Annotated in this window: 17 protein-coding genes, 1 pseudogene and 1 riboswitch; of the genes and pseudogenes, 14 read left to right on the top strand and 4 right to left on the bottom strand. The window is 70.2% G+C overall.

Going from position 1 to position 19,165, the window contains the following annotated elements; genetic code table 11:
* The first annotated feature begins 41 nt into the window (after positions 1 to 41).
* Positions 42 to 527: a hypothetical protein gene (locus tag OG381_RS20715; protein WP_327717548.1), complete on the top strand. Its 486-nt coding sequence runs from the start codon at positions 42 to 44 to the stop codon at positions 525 to 527.
* 135 nt (positions 528 to 662) lie between these two features.
* Here the strand turns inward: OG381_RS20715 and OG381_RS20710 are convergent, their stop codons facing one another.
* Positions 663 to 848 carry an antitoxin gene (locus OG381_RS20710; RefSeq protein WP_327717547.1) on the bottom strand — a complete coding sequence of 62 codons (186 nt, stop codon included), beginning with the start codon at positions 846 to 848 and terminating at the stop codon, positions 663 to 665.
* A gap of 162 nt (positions 849 to 1,010) precedes the next feature.
* Here OG381_RS20710 and OG381_RS20705 point away from each other — a divergent pair, with 162 nt between their 5' ends.
* Together OG381_RS20705 and OG381_RS20700 are read left to right on the top strand one after the other, a co-directional pair.
* Entirely contained in the window at positions 1,011 to 1,781 is a 771-nt protein-coding gene (locus tag OG381_RS20705) for an HNH endonuclease family protein (RefSeq protein ID WP_327717546.1), read from the top strand.
* Positions 1,782 to 1,843: 62 nt separating this feature from the next.
* Positions 1,844 to 2,587 carry an N-acetyltransferase gene (locus OG381_RS20700; RefSeq protein WP_327717545.1) on the top strand — a complete coding sequence of 248 codons (744 nt, stop codon included), beginning with the start codon at positions 1,844 to 1,846 and terminating at the stop codon, positions 2,585 to 2,587.
* A 12-nt stretch (positions 2,588 to 2,599) separates the two neighbouring features.
* Here the strand turns inward: OG381_RS20700 and OG381_RS20695 are convergent, their stop codons facing one another.
* Both OG381_RS20695 and OG381_RS20690 read right to left on the bottom strand, forming a co-directional pair.
* Positions 2,600 to 3,403, bottom strand: a complete 804-nt coding sequence (locus OG381_RS20695) for a hypothetical protein (RefSeq protein ID WP_327717544.1) — start codon at positions 3,401 to 3,403, stop codon at positions 2,600 to 2,602.
* Positions 3,404 to 3,558: 155 nt separating this feature from the next.
* A complete protein-coding gene (locus OG381_RS20690; protein WP_327717543.1) occupies positions 3,559 to 4,236 on the bottom strand; it encodes a hypothetical protein in 678 nt (225 codons plus the stop codon).
* 230 nt (positions 4,237 to 4,466) lie between these two features.
* Here OG381_RS20690 and OG381_RS20685 point away from each other — a divergent pair, with 230 nt between their 5' ends.
* The 5 genes from OG381_RS20685 (at position 4,467) to OG381_RS20665 (ending at position 10,869) form a co-directional block, all read left to right on the top strand.
* On the top strand, positions 4,467 to 6,563 hold the full coding sequence (locus OG381_RS20685; protein ID WP_327717542.1) for an N-6 DNA methylase: 2,097 nt from the start codon (positions 4,467 to 4,469) through the stop codon (positions 6,561 to 6,563).
* A gap of 225 nt (positions 6,564 to 6,788) precedes the next feature.
* Entirely contained in the window at positions 6,789 to 7,424 is a 636-nt protein-coding gene (locus OG381_RS20680) for a hypothetical protein (protein WP_327717541.1), read from the top strand.
* A gap of 38 nt (positions 7,425 to 7,462) precedes the next feature.
* Complete coding sequence (locus OG381_RS20675; protein WP_327722522.1) at positions 7,463 to 8,956, top strand: protein kinase domain-containing protein; 1,494 nt, start codon at positions 7,463 to 7,465, stop codon at positions 8,954 to 8,956.
* Between the two features lie 172 nt (positions 8,957 to 9,128).
* On the top strand, positions 9,129 to 9,773 hold the full coding sequence (locus OG381_RS20670; RefSeq protein WP_327717540.1) for a SurA N-terminal domain-containing protein: 645 nt from the start codon (positions 9,129 to 9,131) through the stop codon (positions 9,771 to 9,773).
* Positions 9,774 to 9,879: 106 nt separating this feature from the next.
* On the top strand, positions 9,880 to 10,869 hold the full coding sequence (locus OG381_RS20665; RefSeq protein ID WP_327717539.1) for a nucleoside triphosphate pyrophosphohydrolase: 990 nt from the start codon (positions 9,880 to 9,882) through the stop codon (positions 10,867 to 10,869).
* Between the two features lie 15 nt (positions 10,870 to 10,884).
* Here the strand turns inward: OG381_RS20665 and OG381_RS20660 are convergent, their stop codons facing one another.
* A complete protein-coding gene (locus OG381_RS20660; RefSeq protein WP_327717538.1) occupies positions 10,885 to 12,144 on the bottom strand; it encodes a cytochrome P450 family protein in 1,260 nt (419 codons plus the stop codon).
* A gap of 205 nt (positions 12,145 to 12,349) precedes the next feature.
* Between OG381_RS20660 and OG381_RS20655 the strand changes: the two genes are divergently transcribed.
* The 6 genes and pseudogenes from OG381_RS20655 to OG381_RS20630 form a co-directional block, all read left to right on the top strand.
* Positions 12,350 to 14,305 (top strand): recombinase family protein, encoded by a 1,956-nt coding sequence (locus tag OG381_RS20655; protein ID WP_327717537.1) that lies wholly within the window; start codon positions 12,350 to 12,352, stop codon positions 14,303 to 14,305.
* Between the two features lie 125 nt (positions 14,306 to 14,430).
* On the top strand, positions 14,431 to 15,354 hold the full coding sequence (locus OG381_RS20650; RefSeq protein WP_327717536.1) for a transglycosylase family protein: 924 nt from the start codon (positions 14,431 to 14,433) through the stop codon (positions 15,352 to 15,354).
* Positions 15,355 to 15,558: 204 nt separating this feature from the next.
* A riboswitch (cyclic di-AMP (ydaO/yuaA leader) is annotated at positions 15,559 to 15,726 on the top strand.
* Between the two features lie 3 nt (positions 15,727 to 15,729).
* Positions 15,730 to 16,416: a transglycosylase family protein gene (locus OG381_RS20645; protein ID WP_327717535.1), complete on the top strand. Its 687-nt coding sequence runs from the start codon at positions 15,730 to 15,732 to the stop codon at positions 16,414 to 16,416.
* Between the two features lie 373 nt (positions 16,417 to 16,789).
* A complete protein-coding gene (gene eno / locus OG381_RS20640; protein ID WP_327717534.1) occupies positions 16,790 to 18,070 on the top strand; it encodes a phosphopyruvate hydratase in 1,281 nt (426 codons plus the stop codon).
* Positions 18,071 to 18,171: 101 nt separating this feature from the next.
* Positions 18,172 to 18,648 carry an FtsB family cell division protein gene (locus tag OG381_RS20635; protein WP_307029707.1) on the top strand — a complete coding sequence of 159 codons (477 nt, stop codon included), beginning with the start codon at positions 18,172 to 18,174 and terminating at the stop codon, positions 18,646 to 18,648.
* Positions 18,649 to 18,693: 45 nt separating this feature from the next.
* Positions 18,694 to 19,143, top strand: a pseudogene (locus OG381_RS20630) (DUF501 domain-containing protein); the annotation flags it as partial.
* Positions 19,144 to 19,165 lie beyond the last annotated feature (22 nt).

Here is a 19,165-nt window from a genome sequence, read left to right as displayed (position 1 = left end):
AACCGACTGCGCCCGCAGTGCTCTCGCGGCAGCATGGCGGCATGTCCGACCTGCTGTGGTGCGACGTCAAGGAGTACTTCGACCCGGACGTGACGGGGTCACTGCCGGACCTCCGCGTCCCGGGCACCTCGGCCGCCGACTGGCAGACGCTCCTCGACCTCGTCGTGGAACGCGGCTGGAGCCACGAGTACAGGGAAGGCGCCACCGAGCTGCCGCTGCCGCGAGCCGCGGACGTGCTCGCCCGGCCGTCGGACGCGGAGTGCCCCCAGCTCCGGGTCCGGCCGGCGGAGGGCATGCTCGCGATCTTCCGCTTCCTCGCGGACGAGGAGATCGACTTCGACATGGACCTGCGGGAGTTGCAGGGGCAGGAGCGGCTGGACCTGTTCTGCGACTTCCTGCGGACGGTGGGCCGGCGGCTCGGCAAGCCGGTGTTCATGGACCCCGAGGGCGCCTGCGGTCATCCGTTCCTGGCGTTCGACGCGGAAGCGGACCGTGTCGTGTTCTTGGGGGAGCGGCGAGGGGCGTGAACCGCAAACGCGAGGCCGTCCGCGGGAGTTGGGGCTCCGGGGACGGCCTCGGTTGCAAGGTGGGTCAGGGGACCCCGGTCGCCCGGGCTGTGCGCCCGGCAGGGGTCTCGTGCTCCTCCGTGGGGTCTGCCGGTCCTACGGCTGCTCGGGCCTGTCGCGATCCATGCCCATCGCGCCTTCGATCCGCTGCTGCCCGTCGTCGACCTGGCTCTCGTACTTGTTGCCCGTCTTGTCGTTGACCTTGCGTTCCGCCGCGTCGGACATGTTCTTGGCCTTGTCCTGCGCCGTGCGGTTGCTCTTGAACCTGTCGAGGATGCCCATCCAGAGCTCCTTCCGGAGGTGACTCAGCAATGACGATACGCCCGACCTGAGAGGTATGCCCCTTGAAGCCCTATATGGTCTGGACCTCTTGGCCAGTACGGTGAGAGCGGGCACGACCGGCTCGTGCGGGGTGGACCAGGAGAACAAGGGGAGGGACGCACCGTGACGCGTCTGAGGGGCGGGGCTGCGGGCGCCGCGGCGATGCTCGGCATAGTCGTACTGCTCGCCGGTTGTGAGGGCGTGGAACTGCCCGCGGACAGTGAGCCCTCCGGCTCCGGCCCGGTGGTGAGCTCCGGCCGCGCGGTGAGCCCGCTGGACAACCCGGACGGCACCAAGGCCGGCCTCGCGGCCATCACCACGGACGCCGACAGAGCCAAGGCGCGCGCCCTGATCGAGAAGGTGGACACCAAGGGCCGCGGCCCCAAGACGGGCTACGACCGGGACGAGTTCGGCTACGCCTGGATGGACTCCGCGCCCGGCGGCATCCCCTTCTCCCGCAACGGCTGCGACACCCGCAACGACCTCCTCCAGAGGGACGGCGAGGACGTCCGCTTCCGCTCCGGTTCGAACTGCGTCGTCGTCTCCATGACCCTGGCCGACCCCTACACCGGCAGGGAGATCGACTGGGTCAAGTCCCGTGCCACGGCGGTGCAGATCGACCATGTGATGCCGCTGTCGTACGACTGGCAGATGGGCGCCTCGCGCTGGGACAAGGGCAAGCGCCAGGACATCGCCAACGACCCGCTCAACCTCATACCGGTGGACGGCCCGACCAACGGCTCCAAGAGCGACTCGGGACCCGCGTCCTGGCTGCCCCCGAACAAGCGGATCCGCTGCTCGTACGTGGTGCGCTTCGCACAGGTCTCGCTGAAGTACGAGCTCCCTGTCACGAAGGCCGACAAGGAGATGATGCTGCGGCAGTGCGGGGGCTGACCCGGCCCGCAGGACCGGAAAAGCGGTTCCCGGCCGTGGTGCCGGACGCCTACGGTGACCGCATGCAACGGAAGGTGTCGAGTCTCGCCGAACGCCCCGACGACCACGGGCGCGTGGTCGCGATGGCCGACAGCTGGCCGGAGTTCGTCACCAGGGATCTGGTGGGCGACCACCACTACGGCCGGATCGCCAGGGAGTTCCCGGCGTATGTGCTGTTCGCCGAGGACGAGCGGGGCGAGGTCGTCGCCACCGGGTTCAGCGTGCCCTTCGCCCTCGGTGCCGAGGACCGGGGCGAACTGCCCGCCCGGGGCTGGGACGAAGTGCTCCTGTGGGCCTTCGCCGACCTGCGCCGAGGGGTCCGGCCCGACACCGTCAGCGCGATCGCCATCAACGTCCGGCCCGACGCCCAGGGCCAGGGCCTGTCCGGCCGCATGCTGTCGGCGATGCGCGACAACGCCCGGGCGCACGGCTTCAGCGAGGTCGTCGCCCCCGTCCGTCCCAGCGCCAAGCACCTCGAACCGCACACCCCCATCGAGGAGTACGCCCACCGCGTACGCCCCGACGGACTTCCGCACGACCCCTGGCTGCGTGTCCACGCCCGGGCGGGCGCCACCATCCACTCCGTGTCGTCGGCCTCCATGACGGTGGCCGGTTCGCTGGAGCAGTGGCGGCGCTGGACGGGGCTGCCCTTCGACACCCGGGGCGACATCGAGGTGCCCGGAGCGCTGGTGCCGGTGCGGTGCGAGCCGGAGCGGGGGTACGCGGTGTATGTCGAGCCCAATGTGTGGATGCGGCATCCGCTGTAGCCGCAGGGCGGTTCAGGCGCCCAGGGCGTCGAGGTCGAGGATCTCGCCGCCGGGCTTCTGCGCGGGGACGGGCTTGTCGTACTCGCTGAAGGTCAGGGTGCCCGGTTCCCTCGCGGAGGCGCTGTCCACCCGCAGCAGATACGGCTTGCCCTCGGTGGCGACGTAGAGCGTGTAGCGCTCCTTGCCCTCCCGCTCGTGCAGCACGATCGCGGGCGTGCCCTGCACGGTGGTCGTCTTGGAGCGCGAGGCGTCCGAGTCCACGTCGTCGGCGTCGCCGAGCACCGTGTCCAGGTCGCAGAAGCCCGTGATCTCCTTGGCGTCCTCGCCCTTCGCGGACATCTTGGTCCACTTCCCGGCCAGCAGCGCCACGGCCGCGTCCACGTCCGACTTCTTCTCGCCCTTGCTCTGGGCGCGCAGGAAGGCCTCGTCGTACTTCATGTAGACGGTGTCGCCGACCTTGATCAGATCGGCCTTGCCCTGGCCGCCCATGCTCATCGTGCCGGCGCATTCGCCCTGCTTGTTCAGGGCCATGTCGATCTCGATGGTGCCCCCGGACTCGTCGTCGGAGATGTTCCCCTTCATCCGCAGCGAGGAGGCGCCGGTCGTGGCCTCGACGGCCCGGTCGGCGATCTCGCCGCCGGTCAGTCCGGCGAACGGCTCCTTCGCCTTGCTCGGGCTGCTCGACGGGCTGGAACTGCGGGCTTTGCCGTCCGCCGTGTCCTTCCCGGACCGGCCGGACTGGTCCGACTGGCAGCCGGTGAGCGCGAGGGTGGTCGCGGCGGTGAGGCAGAGGGCGGCAAGTGCGGTACGACGCATGGGAACTCCTCGGTGGTGTCGTGGTGTGGTGAGCGGGCGCGGCGGGACGCGCGGCGTGCGGAAGGGGGCGCGGAAAGGGAGCGCGGAAAGGGAGCGCGGTCCGGCGGGTACTGCCGTGGGTCGGCCCCGCCGGACCGCGCCGTAGGTGGCCGGCGTCAGCCGGTCTTCTTCCAGTCCGTGCAGCCGGACGTCTTGAAGTAGGTGTCCGAGGCGCTGATGGTGACGACGGCCGAGCCGGTCACGTTGTCGTTCGCGATGATCGAGTCGAGCCCGTGCTCGGCGTCCTTGGTGCGCTCCCAGTAGCACATGTCGTCCTTGTTGCCGGTGGACTTGTAGGTGCCGGGGGCGATGTCGGCGCCGACTCTGAACATGCCGCCGTCGCCGGCCATCGTGGCCGCGGGGGAGCCCTTCGCCTTGGTGTCGACGGCCTCCCAGTCGTTGCAGTCGCTCGACTTGAAGAGCTTGTCGGAGGCCTTGACGGTGACGTAACTGGTGCCGGTGACATTGTCGTTGGCGAGCAGGGAGTCCATCTCGCCGGAGGAGTCCTTGGCGCGCTCCCAGTAGCACATGCCGTCGTCGTTGCCGCTGGTGCGGTAGGTGCCGGGCTTGATGTCCGGGCCGACCTGGAAGTCGCCGTCCCCCTCGAAGGCGATCTTCTTCTCCTCGGCCGCCCGCGCCGTCTCCTTCTTGCCGCCGGGCTTCGCCTGGGCGGACGCCGAAGAGCCCTTGTCGCCGCTCGTGGAGTCGCTGTCGTCGCCGGAGTTCGCCGAGACGGCACCGATGACGACGATCCCCACGACGGCCCCCAGCGCGACCTTGCCCTTCATGCCCATGACTGTGTCCCCTCCCACACGGTGACAGCCGCTTTTCGGCTGCCCTTCGTTCGCTGGGTCAATAAGACCAGAGCGTGTGAACCGAGTCAACACGGTTCACGCAATGGTGTGAGTACACGGCCGTGAAGGGGTAGATCTTGCGCACGCCGCTATGCTCGGCGTCACACGCGGAGCGCAGGCCAGCTGCGGGACGCGCGGGGCCACGCAGGACGACGAGGGGAGCCGGGCCGGTGCAGGACAACGCCACAGAGGTGACCGCCGCCGGGATCGCCCGGCTCGCCGGCGTCGGCCGCGCCGCCGTCAGCAACTGGCGCCGCCGCCACGCCGACTTCCCCAAGCCGGTCGGCGGCACCGAGACCAGCCCCTCCTTCGCCCTCGCCGAAGTCGAGGCCTGGCTGCGTGACCAGGGGAAACTCGCCGAGGTCCCGCTGCGTGAACGTGTCTGGCAGCAGCTCTCCGGCCACCCCGAAGGCCCGGTCACCGCCCTCACCCACGCCGGCTGCGTCCTGCTCCTCATCCACGACCGCCCCACCGTCTGGCTGGACGCGAGCGCCGGCTCCGACGCGCGGCTGGCGGCGATGCTGCCGGGAGCGCTGGAGGAGGTCCTGGCACCACGATTCGGTGCCGCGACGGCTGTGAACACCTCGGACGCCGTGAACAGCACCGGCGCTGTGAACACCTCACCCCCGGCGAGCCCCCGCACTGCCCTTCACACCCCCCTCGCCCCCGAGCTCCTCCCCTCCGTCCCCCTCCTGCGCGGGGCCGCCGAGCTCGCCGCGGAGCTGGGCGCCCGGCAGACCTTCGAGTTCCTGCTCGGCCGCCACCTCGACGCCAACCCGCGCCAGTACACGCTCACCCCCGCCGACCTCGCCGGCCTCATGGCCGACCTCGCGGGCCCCGCCCGCACCGTCCTCGACCCGGCCTGCGGCACCGGCGCCCTGCTGCGCGCCGTCACCGCCCGCGCCGACCAGGAGCTGTACGCCCAGGACAGCGCCCCCGAACTCGCCGCCCTCACCGCACTCCGGCTCGCCCTGCACACCCGCGCCCACGTGTACGGCGCCACCGGCGACACCCTGCGCGCCGACGCCCACCCCGAGCTGCGCGCCGACGCCGTCCTGTGCCACCCGCCGTTCAACGAGCGCAACTGGGGGCACGACGAACTCGCCTACGACGCCCGCTGGGAGTACGGCTTCCCGGCCCGCACCGAGTCCGAGCTGGCCTGGGTGCAGCACGCGCTCGCCCGCCTCAAGGACGGCGGCACCGCCGTACTCCTCATGCCGCCCGCCGCCGCCTCCCGCCGCTCGGGCCGCCGTATCCGCGCCGACCTGCTGCGCCGGGGCGCGCTGCGCGCGGTCGTCGCCCTGCCGGTCGGCGCGGCACCCCCGTACAACATCCCGCTGCATCTGTGGGTGCTGCGCCGCCCTGAGAAGGCGCCGGCCCAGCCCGAGGTGCTGCTCGCCGACACCGGCCAGTTCGCCACCGAAGGACGCGGCGGCCCCGACTGGCGGGAGGTGCGGGAAGCAGTGCTCGACGCCTGGCGCGCCTTCGACCGCGCGGGCACGCTCCAGGAGCGGCCCGGCCTCGCGCGCGCCCTGCCCGTCATCGACCTCCTCGACGACGACGTGGACCTCGCCCCGGCCCGCCACCTCCCGCCCGCCACGGCGGCCGACGGCGCGGAGGCGCTCACGGCCGTGCGCGAGCGCCTCGGGGAGACCCTGCGCCTGACCACCGACCTCACCCCGCCGCCCGCCGACACCGCACAGCCCGCACGCTGGCCGCTCACCACCGTCGGCGAACTCGCGCGCGGAGGCGCCCTGGTGATGCGCACCGGCGGAAACGGCGGCCACGCGCGCGTGCCCGTCCTCACCGACCACGACGTCATCGCCGGCACCGCCCCTTCCGGCACGCTCCCCGAGAGCGACGAGGAGGCCGTGCTCGTCGAGCCGGGCGACGTCGTCGTGCCGGTGCTCGGCGGCGGCTCGATGGCACGCGTGATCGACGACGCGAGCGCAGGCGCCGCCCTCGGGCGCAGTCTCGTGCTCCTGCGCCCCGATCCCGCGGCGCTCGACCCCTGGTTCCTCGCCGGCTTCCTGCGCGGCACCGCCAACAACCGTCAGGCCAGCAGCTACGCCTCCACCGCGACCCGCCTGGACGTGCGCCGTCTGCAACTGCCCCGGCTCCCGCTCGACGAACAACGGCGCTACGGCGCGCGCTTCCGCGCGCTCGACGAGTTCGAGCGGGCGCTGCGGCACGCGGGCCGGCTCGGGAACCAGCTCGTGCGCGGGATGTACGACGGCCTCACCGACGGCACGGTCGCACCCGACTGACGCCCGACTGATGCCCGGGTGGCGCCCGGCGGTTGCGGAATTCGGCCCTCCGACCGCCCCGCCGTGACCTGCGCCGCCGTACGACGTGATCAGCACGACAACGGTTCGGTACAACCCTGGACCGCATGTCGTTGTCGGCCTATACGCTCGAAGCGACAATCGCAGGAACGGGGTTGCCGGGCGTCGGCCGCCCACGTACGCCCACCTCAGGCACCAGGAGCTGTCATGCATGGCCACGGCTACACGCAGCCGGTGAAGCAGCCGCCCCATCCGGCGTTGCTGGTCTTCCTGCGCGTGCTGTTCGTGGTGATCTCGATCTTCTCCATCGGCCTGCTGGCCTGGACGATGCTGCTGCGTCTGGCGATCGTGACGCGCAGGGGGCTCGACTGGGTCCTGTTCGTGGCCTCGTTCGTCGGCGTCGTCCTCGGACTGGTGCTGCTCGGCACGGAGTCCGGCGAAGACATCCACACCGTGGGCGGCTGGACCGGCCTGGTCCTGCTCCTGGGCACCCTCATCGCCACGATCGCGTACTACCTCTCCGCGGACATCCGCCACTTCCACCAGCTCCGCTACGGCGCCTACGGCCCGCAGCCCGCCCCGGCGTACGGCTATCCGCAGCCCCAGTCGCCGTACACCGCCGCGACCCTGCCGCAGACGCCCGCGCCGATCCCGCGCAACCCCCTGCCGCCCCCGCCCGCACCCCGCGACGCGGCGCCCCACGCGCCCGTGCCCCCGGTACAGCCGCCCCAGCGCCCCGCGCCCGCCCGCATCGACCAGGTACGCGCCGAGCTCGACGAACTGAGCGACTACCTGCGCCGCCAGGACGGCAATCCCAACGGCGGCTATGAGGGCGGAAGGTGACCGTGACGACAGGACGTGTCGTCGCAGGCCGCTATGAACTGTCCACGCTCATCGGACAGGGCGGCATGGGACAGGTCTGGACGGCCTACGACCAACGGCTCGACCGGCGCGTGGCGGTGAAGCTGCTGCGCCCCGACAAGGTGGCCGGGCAGGAGGCCGACGAGCTGCGCCGCCGCTTCGTCCGCGAATGCCGGGTGACCGCACAGGTCGACCACCCCGGACTCGTCACCGTGCACGACGCGGGCAGCGAGGGCGAGGAGCTGTTCCTCGTCATGCAGTACATCGACGGCGCGGACCTCTCCGACCACCTCGCCGAGCACGACCCCTACCCCTGGCAGTGGGCCGTCGCGGTCGCCGCGCAGCTCTGCGCCGTGCTGAGCGCCGTGCACGCCGTGCCGATCGTCCACCGCGACCTCAAGCCCCGCAACGTGATGGTGAAGCAGGACGGCACCGTCACCGTCCTCGACCTCGGCGTCGCCTCCGTCATGGACGCCGACACCACCCGCCTCACCCACACCGGCACCCCCATCGGCTCGCCCGCCTACATGGCACCCGAGCAGGCCATGGGCGGCGCCGTCGGCCCCTACACCGACCTGTACGCACTCGGCGTACTGCTGCACGAGCTCCTCAGCGGCGACGTCCCGTTCTCCGGCTCCACGGCGCTCGGTGTGCTGCACCGCCATCTCTACGAGCCCCCGCTCCCCGTCCGCCGTCTGCGCCCCGAGGTCCCCGAGGCGCTCGAGGCGCTCGTCCTGCGCCTGCTCGCCAAGGACCCACAGCACCGGCCCGCCAGCGCGCAGGAGGTGTACGAGCACCTGTCGCTGCTCCTGCCCGCGCGCGGGACCCCCACAGGGGCGCCCCTGGACCCCACGCGCCCCTTCCTTCGCCCGCACGCGCCCTGGCCGGACCGCGCCCGCACCCCCGCGCCCCAGCCGGCGCCCGCCGCGCCGCACGCGCCCCCCGCCGAGAAACCCGACGTCGCACGCGCCGTCGACGAGGTCAAGCGCCTCCTCGGCGAAGGCCGCATCACCCAGGCCGTCGACATCCTCGGCGCGATCCTGCCCGCCGCCGCCGAACAGCACGGCGAGCACTCCCCGGTCGTACGCACCCTGCGCAAGCAGTACGCCGCCACGCTCATGGACGACGGCCAGTACCGGCGCGCGCTGCCCGAACTGCGCCGCCTCGCCGACGAACGCGCCGCCGAGGCCGGCCAGGCCGACCCCCAGTCGCTGCGCTTCCGCTACGAGGCCGCCCAGTGCCTGGAGCAGCTCGGCGAACCGGCGGCGGCCCTCGCCGAGTACCGCGCGCTGCTGCCGTACTACGAGAACCAGTACGTGGCCGGCGACCCCGAGCTCGCCCACGACGTCCGCCGCCGCATCGGCCACCTGCTGCTCGCCCTCGGCGACCGTGCCGCCGCCCACGACACCCTGGCCCGCCTCGTGCACGACGTGGAACGCCTGCACGGCCCCGGCCATCCGCTCGCGGTGGAGGTCCGGCGCACGCTGGAGTGGCTGGGCCAGGTGCGCGGCTGAACGCGGCGGTGGCCGCACACGGATACCGCTCCGCGTTCCTCGGCGGAGTGCGTCGGTGCCCGATGTCCTGGTGAATCGTTGGTCGAATGGGTTGGCCAGAGCTTGTCCACTGCCTACCATCGATCACCGCAAGACTTTGTGCACCGCCGCACAATCTCCTCGGGAGGCTTCCTTGCACCGCCGCCGTCGCACCGCGCTCCTCCTCTCCGCCGCGATCGTCGCGGCGCCCTTCCTCACCGCCTGCGGCAACGACGCGCATCCGGGTGCGGCAGCCGTCGTCGGCGGCCAGCGGATCACCGTCGCCCAGCTGGAGACCAGGGTGAACGAGGTGCGCGAGGCACAGCGCGCCGCGGTGCCGGACGAGGCGCAGTACACGCAGGCCATCGCCAAGACCGGCACCCTCAGCCGGGACACCCTGCACAGCATGGTCCTCGACCAGGTGCTGCACCGCGCGGCCCAGGACGCCGGGGTGACGGTCACCCGCAAGGAGATCCAGGACATGCGCACCGGCCTGGAACAGCAGGCCGGCGGCGCCAAGGCCCTGGAAACGGCCTGGCTCCAGCGCTACGGCATCGCCCCCGAGCGCCTCGACGAGAACCTCCGCCTCCAGCTCGAGGCCCAGAAACTCGCCGCCGTCCTCGGCACCGACACCGGCAAGGCCGACTTCTGGCAGGCCCTGGCCAAGGCGTCCAAGAAACTCGACATCGACCTCAACCCCCGCTACGGCACCTGGGACGACGCGAAGAGCAGCCGCGTCGACGCGAAGACGCCCTGGGTCCGCGAGGTCACGTCGACGGGGACACCGGAGACGGCGTAACGCCACGGCCGGCCATACGGTCCCACTCCACCCTCATCCCCACCCCCACCCCCGGGCCTGTGGACAACTGATCGGCTCTGTCGGCGGTGTGGGTTAGCTTCGAGCTGTGAACACCACCAACCCCGAATCCGCCCCGGCCGCCGCCCCCGGCCGCATCGTCCTGCTGACCACCAGCCACCGTGTCGCGCCCGGCCTGCTGTCCTGGCCCGCCTGGCAGGCGCTGCACGCTGCCGACCGGGTGCTGTGCGCGGACGGTGCGCACCCGCAGCTGCCGTATCTGCGGGAGGCCGGGATACAGGTCGACGAGGCCTCCCCGACCGCGGAGGAACTGGTCGAGGTGTGCGCGGGCGGCCACACCGTGGTCGTGGTCGCGACGGGCGAGGGCGAGCCCCGCCTCACCGACGGCCTCGCCCGCCTCGCCGGTTCGGGCCGCGTGTCCATGCCCGACCTGGAACTCCTCCCCGCCTCCTACGACCTCCCGGGCGCCCGCCTCCTCGACCTGGTCCAGGTCATGGACCGCATCCGCGCCGAGTGCCCCTGGTCCTCCCAGCAGACCCACAAGGGCCTCGCCAAGTACGGCATCGAGGAGGCCTACGAACTTGTCGAGGCCATCGAGGAGGGCGACCGCGACGAACTCCGCGAAGAACTCGGCGACGTCCTCCTCCAGGTCGTCTTCCACGCCCGCATCGCCGAGGAGGACCCGGACGCCCCCTTCTCCGTCGACGACGTGGCGGGCGGCATCGTCACCAAGCTCATCCACCGCCACCCGCACGTCTTCGGCGACGAGACCGCGACGACCCCCGAGGAGGTGAAGGAACACTGGCTGCGCACGAAGGCCATAGAGAAACAGCGGGAGTCGGTCACAGACGGCATCCCCCTCGGCCAGCCGGGCCTCGCCCTGGCGGCGAAACTCGCGTCCCGCGTCCGCACGGCGGGTCTGGACGTTCCGCTGCCCACGGGCGAGGGCATCGGGTACGAACTCCTCGCGCTGGCGGCCCACGCGGAGGCCGAGGGCGTCGACCCGGAGGCGGCACTGAGGGGTGCGGCTCGGGCTTACCGGGACGCGGTGCTGGAGGCGGAGGGAAACGGCGGCTAGGTCGCCGCGCCGCGATCAGACGGGCGGATGACCGGCTCGGACGGGGGTGAACCGTACGGGGAGGTCACGAAGTCCACGCATGATGAGTCCGCCTCGCCAGCGCAGGTCGGCGGGGTCGGCGGCGAGCTCGAGATCCGGCAGGCGGCGCAGCAGGGTCCCCAGGGCGGTACGGCCCTCAAGGCGGGCCAGGGGAGCGCCGAGGCAGTAGTGGATGCCGTGGCCGTACCCGAGGTGCTGGTTGTCACCCCGGGACAGGTCGAGCGAGTCCGGGGCGGCGAACCGAGCCGGGTCGCGGTCCGCGGCGGCAAGCACGACCAGCACCGGGTCGCCGACGGCGATGGGCTGCCCGCCGATGACGAGGGGTTCGGTGGCGTAGCGCCAGGTGGCCAGTTCCACGGGGCCGTCGTAGCGGAGCAGTTCCTCGATGCCGGTGTCGAGGAGCTCGGTCTCACCGCGTTCGATCGAATCCTGGAGCCGTGCGCGCTGGTCGGGGTTGCGCAGGAGCGCGTACGTGCCGTTGCCGAGCAAGTTGATAGTGGTCTCAAATCCTGCGAACAAAAGCACGAAGCACATCGCGGCAGCTTCGTTCTCGGTGAGGTGCTCGCCATGGTCGGAGGCACGGATGAGGTCCGAGATCAGGTCGTCGCCGAGGTCGCCGCGCTTGCGGTGGATGAGTTCGGCGAGATAGCCACGGATCTTCTTGACGGAACGGGCGACACCCCCGCGTGGGCCCCCTCCGTGCCGGATCATCATGCCCGCCCAGTCGCGGAAGTCGTCCTGGTCCTCGCGTGGAACGCCGAGCAGATCGCAGATCGCGTAGATGGGGAGAGGAAAGGCGAAGTCGTGGATGAGGTCGGCCTGCCCCTGGGAGGCGAACCGGTCGATCAGACCGTCCGTCAACTCCTGTACCCGGGGCTCGAATTCCGCCACACGACGCGGAGTGAACGCCTTGGAGACGAGGCGGCGCAGCCGGGTGTGGTCCGGAGGGTCGATGTTGAGCAGATGCGTCATGAGATTGGCGCTGCGTTCGCCGGGAATACCGGTCCGGCTCTTGCCCTGAGCGTCCCCTGCGTGGTGGTCGGGGTTCTTCGACAGGCGCTGGTCCGCGAGCGCTTGACGCGCATCGGCATAGCGGGTCACCAACCACGCCTCGACACCGCTGGGGAGTTTCGTCCAGTGGACGGGCGAGTGCTCGCGCAGCCAGGCGTAGGCCGGGTACGGGTCGGAGGCGAACTCCCAGGTGAAGAGTTCGGGGCCGGTGTTCGAGACGTTCACGTGATGACCGTATCCGCAGCCGCAAGGCGCTTGCGCGTCCGCAGGCACGCATGGGTCGAACATCCGTATGTTTCGCTAGATAAGCGACTAGCTGGATTTAAGGGTTCGCGGATATTACGTCGTGGCAAGCACTACTTTTCCGGCAAGCGCAAGGTCCTTGAGCTGGTCAGAGCGCCAAGGTCTTGCTGGCCGTGAGGGGGCTGACGTGTTCAACGCTACGGCTGTGCCCACGCCCGGGGTCAACCGCGGGCCGGAGTCGGTGCGTGCGGTTCGAGCGGCTCTGATGCTGCGGGTTTCCACCCATGAGCAGACGCGGGGGTACGGACTGGAAGTCCAGGAGAGTGCGTGCCGCGCGTATGTCGCCAGCAAGCCTGGATGGAGCCTTGCCCCCGAGCTGATCTTCAGGGACGAAGGAGTGTCGGGGGCGGCAGTTGACCGCCCTGGCATGTTGCGGCTCGAGAAGGTCGCTCGGCAAGGTCTGATCGACGTGATCGTGGTCCACAGATTCGACCGCATCGGCCGTACCGGCAAGGCCTTCTGGACCTGGGTCTGGGCCATGGAAGACCTCGGCGTCAGCTTCGCATCGGTTGTTCAGGACATCGACACGACCACGGAACTCGGTCGACATCAGCTGCAGTTCCACGCGCTGATGGCCGAGGCCGAGCGGAATCTCATCCGTGAGCGGACTCAGGACGGTCGTCAGTTCAAGGCGCTCGAAGGTGGCTGGGTGGGCGGTCCGCCACCGTGGGGATACGCCATTGAGCAGACCGGCAAGCGTGGTTGCGCGCTGATCGTCAACGAGAACGAGGCGGATGTCGTCCGCACCGCAGTGACCCTGATCGTGGATGAGCAGCAGACCATCTCCCAGGCGGCCCAGGAGCTGAACGCCCTTGGGAAACCTACTCGCAGCGGCAGGCCCTGGACCGCCTCCAATCTTCATCGACGCCTCAGAAGCCCTGCTCTTCTCAAGGGCGAGGTCCTCTTCCGTGACCCGGCCGACAGCGGGAAGAACGGCACGAAACTGGATAGAGACGGGGCGCCTCTGCACGGGGACAGCGTGGCCATTTCGGTCCCCCGCATCATCTCCGAGGAAAGGGCCCGAGCCCTTGCGGCGGCCATGCGGGAGACAGGGCATGCGCCCCATGCGAGGGCCGGGGACTATCCGTTGAGTGGTCGGATCCTCGGTGAGTGCGGACACCGCTACGTCGGTGCCTACCGCAAGTCGAACGGCACCCGGTACTACCGATGCGCCGGTGGCAATAACGGCAGGAGAAGGACGACGAACTGCGCGGACCCCTATCTGACCGCTGACGATGTCGAAGCGGCCGTATGGGCCGAGGTCGTGACGTTCCTGGCCGAACCGAAGAGGCTCCCCTGGCTGATGGCGCCGAGCCGGGCGGCTCGCCCCGGAGACACCCGCAAACAGCGAGAGCGCGTAGCCCGGCTCGAGAAGTCGCTCCAGGAGAGGGAGGGGACCGCGACTCGCGCGATGACCGAACTGGCCGCTGTTCCCGGCCTCGACCAGTCGGTGAAGGACGCGGCGGTGCGCCAACTCGCAGAGGACGTGCGGAGCGCAAGGCATCTGCTGGCCCAGGCGAGAGAGGTTCTTGCGGAACAGGAAGAAGCAGAGCCGGATCTCAGCCTGAGTGCGGGCAAGGAGCTGCGGGACCTGACCCTGTCCGAAGTGGGGGGAGTGATCGCCCTTCTGGACATCACGGTGAAGCCGCTCGGAGAGGTGCGGAAGCGATCCGGAGTCAAGTGCAAGGTGACGGAGTGGCATGAGAGGACCGGGACGCCCGTCCCTGCCGAAGTGCCGGAGCACGCCTGGCCCGCCGTCGAGGAACTGATGACGGACTACTTCCGGCGTCGCCAGTTCGCGCGCGGCGCGGTGGATGTCCGAACCCAGGTGAACGGGATTCTGCACCGACTCCGTACGGGCTGCCTCTGGGACGAGCTTCCCGCGCGCTTCGGCCCGTGGGCGCTTGCCAAGGACCGACAGAACACCTGGTTCAAGAAGGGCTTCTGGCCCGTCCTCATGAGCCACTTGAACTGCCGGGGGCAGAGTTCACCGGTTCGGCGTGAGTCCCTCGTCCCATCGCTGCATGTCACAGCGGGAGTTGTACTGGAACCGGCCAAACATGACCCGCGCTCAACTCTGTGATCTTCACGTGATCTGCGCGGCATTAACTTGTGACAAGTGATCGACTGCCGATACGTTCACGCATCAGCGCGGCGACTGTCTCCACCCGCCGCGCGGGTCATTGTTGTCTCGCGAAAGGCCTCCGCATGCTCACCGGGAACGGTCGTCACCGTCGCCCCCGCCAGGCTCCGGCACTGCTCGTCGCGGCCGGAGTGACCGGCTCCGCCATCGCGATCCCGCTTCTGGGCGCCAGCGGCGCGAGCGCGGCGGAGGGGAGCACCTGGGACCAGGTCGCCAAGTGCGAGACCGACGGTTCCTGGAGTGCGAACGAGGGTGACGGCTATTACGGCGGGCTCAAGCTGTCCCAGGAGAACTGGGAGAAGTACGGCGGCCTCGACTACGCCACGAGTCCCGACCTCGCCAGCCGCAACCAGCAGATAGCCGTCGCCGAGAAGGTCCTCGCGGACCAGGGTGTCGGCGTCTGGGGCACCTGCGGTCTGCTGAACGGGCTGAGCAAGGACTCGGCCTCGGACGACGTCGACACCGGCGTCGCGAGCGGCACCCCGTCGGCGTCCGAAGAGTCGGGTTCATCTGAATCGTCTGATTCCTCCGCCTCGTCCGGGCTGTCCAACTCCTCCGGATCGTCCGACGCGTCGACCGGGTCCTCCGCCGACCGGAGCCCTTCGCCCTCGGCGTCCACCGAAGCGGACAAGTCCTCCAACTCGGACACCTCCGACCCTGGCGCCGAAGACTCACAGCCGTCCGACAGTCCGTCCACAGCACCGGCAAAGGGTGTCGAATCGGACAACTCATGGCAAGAAGGCGGCTCTTCGGCTCTCGTCGACACCGGCGCCCTCTCCGCCACCCAGGAGAGCACCGGCCGGCACCGTGGCGCGAGCGCCGAAGAGGGGTCCTATGTCGTCCGCGACGGCGACACTCTCGCCTCCATCGCCGACTCCCTTGACGTCGACGGCGGATGGCGCCGGCTCTACACCGAGAACAAGCAGGTCATCGGCGCCGACCCGAGCAGCATCGAGCCCGGTCAGACCCTCGTACTCGGTAGCGAATAGGGCGAAAACCCCTGGGAAATGCCGGGAGTTCACTCCACACTTCGCATCAAATGTCCGGTTTGATGAAAGTGTGGGATGAGTCTCAGAAGCCCTGATCGTCTTTGAAATTCGGCGGATTCCCTGTCTACGGTCGACACCGCTCGTCACCACGAGCCCCGGCTGCCGCAACGCCGAATCCTGCCAGCGGCCGTACGGGAACAGTCGTCGCGTCAAGCGCCGTAGGCAGGAGCGGGGGACCCAAGGTAAGTGCCGGGCCCAGCAGTTCACGCTGGACCGGCTTGGGGTGAAGCCGCGCATCGCGAGATGCGCGGCCGGGCAACTCAACCGGCCCGAACCCGACAGCTCACCTCGCAGGCGTCGGTGAGGGGATCCACCATGCTGTTTTCCGGTCAGGGCAAGCACCGTCGTCCGTCCAAGGCCACCCGCGCCGCCGCGCTCGCCGGTGTCACCGGTGTCGCCATCGCCGCCCCGCTGATGGCGGCCGGCAACGCCTCCGCCGCCACCGCCTCCGAGTGGGACGCCGTCGCCCAGTGCGAGTCGGGCGGCGACTGGTCCATCAACACCGGCAACGGCTACTACGGCGGTCTGCAGTTCTCCGCCTCCACCTGGGCCGCGTACGGCGGCACGGCGTACGCCGCGCAGGCCAACCAGGCCACCAAGGGTCAGCAGATCGAGATAGCCGAGAAGGTCCTCGCGAGCCAGGGCAAGGGTGCCTGGCCGTCCTGCGGCGTCGGCCTGTCGAGCGCGAGCTACAACGGCGGCGGCTCGTCGAGCTCCTCCGGCAGCTCCTCCAGCGACAGCGGCTCCAGCACCCGCTCCTCCGAGCAGCAGGCCTCCCGCTCCTCCGAGCGCCCGGCCGCCAAGAAGACCGTCACCACCCCGACCGGCAAGAAGGTCAAGAAGGGTGACGGCGAGTACAAGGTCGTCAAGGGCGACACCCTCAGCTCCATCGCCGCGGAGCACGACGTCAAGGGCGGCTGGCAGAAGGTGTTCAAGCTGAACAAGGACATCGTCAGCGACGCCGACTTCATCTACCCGGGTCAGCAGCTGCACCTCAAGTAGCAGCTGCCCCACGAGTAAGGGTCCGCGCCATTCGGGCAGGACTCAGCTGAACCACAGTGCCCTCACATCCGTGGTCCTCATACTGAAGGCCTCGTGAGGGTCCCCCCCCGTCCCCACGGGCTCCCCGCTCCGGTGCGTGTTCCCCCGTACGCACCGGAGCGGGGTTTTTTCTGCGCCGGTTTCCGCGCCGGTTTCCGCGCCGGTTCTGCCAGGTTTCCGAAACCGTCTTTGTTCCGTTCGGAAACAATTTACTCTCGGTTCTGTCCACGGGGCGGTCCGCACGGTGGCCGATCGCCCTGAGCCGGTTAGGCTCGTCTCGCAGAACCCACCGCGGTCCCGGCGGACCGTGTCACACCCCAAGAAGGAGATGCTCGTGCCGTCCATCGACGTCGTCGTAGCCCGGGAAATCCTGGACTCCCGAGGCAACCCCACGGTCGAGGTCGAGGTCGGCCTCGACGACGGCAGCACGGGTCGTGCCGCCGTTCCCTCCGGCGCTTCCACCGGCGCCTTCGAGGCCATCGAGCTGCGTGACGGTGACCCCAACCGCTACGGCGGCAAGGGTGTCGAGAAGGCCGTCCTCGCCGTCATCGAGCAGATCGGCCCGGAGCTCGTCGGCTACGACGCCACCGAGCAGCGCCTGATCGACCAGGCGATGTTCGACCTGGACGCCACGGACAACAAGGGCTCGCTCGGCGCCAACGCCATCCTCGGCGTCTCCCTCGCCGTCGCCCACGCCGCCTCCGAGGCCAGCGACCTCCCGCTCTTCCGCTACCTGGGCGGCCCGAACGCGCACCTGCTGCCCGTTCCGATGATGAACATCCTGAACGGCGGCTCGCACGCCGACTCCAACGTGGACATCCAGGAGTTCATGATCGCCCCGATCGGCGCGGAGTCCTTCTCCGAGGCGCTGCGCTGGGGCGCCGAGGTCTACCACACCCTCAAGAAGGTGCTGAAGACCAAGGGCCTGTCCACCGGCCTCGGCGACGAGGGCGGCTTCGCCCCGAACCTGGAGTCCAACCGCGCCGCCCTCGACCTCATCATCGAGGCCATCAAGCAGGCCGGCTACGTCCCCGGCGAGCAGATCGCGCTCGCGCTCGACGTCGCCGCGTCCGAGTTCTACAAGGACGGCAAGTACGAGTTCGAGGGCAAGTCCCGCTCGGCCGCCGAGATGACCGAGTACTACGAGGAGCTCGTCTCCGCGTACCCGCTCGTCTCCATCGAGGACCCGCTGTACGAGGACGACTGGGCCGGCTGGAACACCATCACCGCGAAGATCGGTGACAAGGTCCAGATCGTCGGCGACGACCTGTTCGTCACCAACCCCGAGCGCCTGGCCCGCGGCATCGAGGAGGGCTCGGCCAACGCCCTGCTCGTCAAGGTGAACCAGATCGGCTCGCTGACCGAGACCCTGGACGCCGTCGAGATGGCCCAGCGCAACGGCTTCAAGTGCATGATGTCCCACCGCTCCGGCGAGACCGAGGACGTCACCATCGCCGACCTCGCCGTCGCGGTGAACTGCGGTCAGATCAAGACCGGCGCCCCGGCCCGCTCGGACCGCGTCGCCAAGTACAACCAGCTGCTGCGCATCGAGGAGATCCTCGACGACGCCGCGGTGTACGCCGGCCGCTCCGCGTTCCCCCGCTTCAAGGGCTGATCTCGGCAGGGCTAAGCCTTAGCCAGTCGTACGTACGTCCCCGCACCGGTCCCGTACCGTGTGCGGGGACGTACGCGCGTGTGTGAAGGAGGGGCGGGGACATGGCCGTCAAGGACCGGGACCGGTTCTCCACCGCGACCAGGATCCGGCTGCTCGGCGAGCAGACCGCGGCCCGGGTCTACCGTTCCCAGACCAAGCGGCAGGCCCGCCGCTCCCGGCTGACCGGCCGGGCGGCACTGCTCGCGCTGGTCCTGTGCTCGCTGATCGTCGCGCTCGCCTATCCGATAAGGCAGTACGTCTCCCAGCGCGCCGAGATCGCGGACCTCCAGCGGCAGCAGGAACAGGCCCGGCAGCGGGTCGAGCAGCTGCGCGACCAGAAGGCACGCTGGCAGGACGACGCGTACGCCGAGCAGCGGATCCGCGAGCGGCTCCACTACGTGATGCCGGGGGAGACGGGGTTCATCGTCGTCGACCCGGGCTCGGCGCGGCAGTCGCGGGCCGACCTGGGTGCGGCCGACCGCCCCTGGTACTCCAACGTCTGGGACGGGGTCGACAAGTCCGACGCCTCCGACCAGTGAACCGACCTTTTCCGCAGCAAGACAGCAGAGAGACTTTCGTACGGCATGGAAACGCCCCCGCCGACCACCGAGCGCACCGAGCCCACCGACGCCGACGTCGAGGCCTTCAAGCAGCAGCTCGGGCGTCCGCCGCGCGGTCTGCGCGCGATCGCGCACCGCTGTCCGTGCGGCCAGCCGGACGTGGTGGAGACGGCCCCCCGGCTCCCCGACGGCACGCCCTTCCCGACGACGTACTACCTGACGTGCCCACGCGCCGCCTCGGCGATCGGCACGCTGGAGGCGAACGGCGTCATGAAGGAGATGACGGAGCGGCTCCAGAGCGACCCGGAGCTCGCCGCCGCCTACCGTGCCGCGCACGAGGACTACATCGCGCGCCGTGACGCCATCGAGGTCCTGGAGGGCTTCCCGAGCGCGGGCGGCATGCCGGACCGGGTGAAGTGCCTGCACGTTCTGGTGGGGCACTCCCTGGCCGCGGGGCCCGGTGTGAACCCGCTGGGCGACGAGGCGATCGGGATGC

Origin of the sequence: Streptomyces sp. NBC_00490 (assembly GCF_036013645.1) — a bacterium.
In the GTDB taxonomy this organism is placed as follows: Bacteria; Actinomycetota; Actinomycetes; order Streptomycetales; family Streptomycetaceae; genus Streptomyces; species Streptomyces canus_F.
Note: the sequence above shows the minus strand (reverse complement) of the source record. Positions and strands in the feature narration are given on the sequence as shown.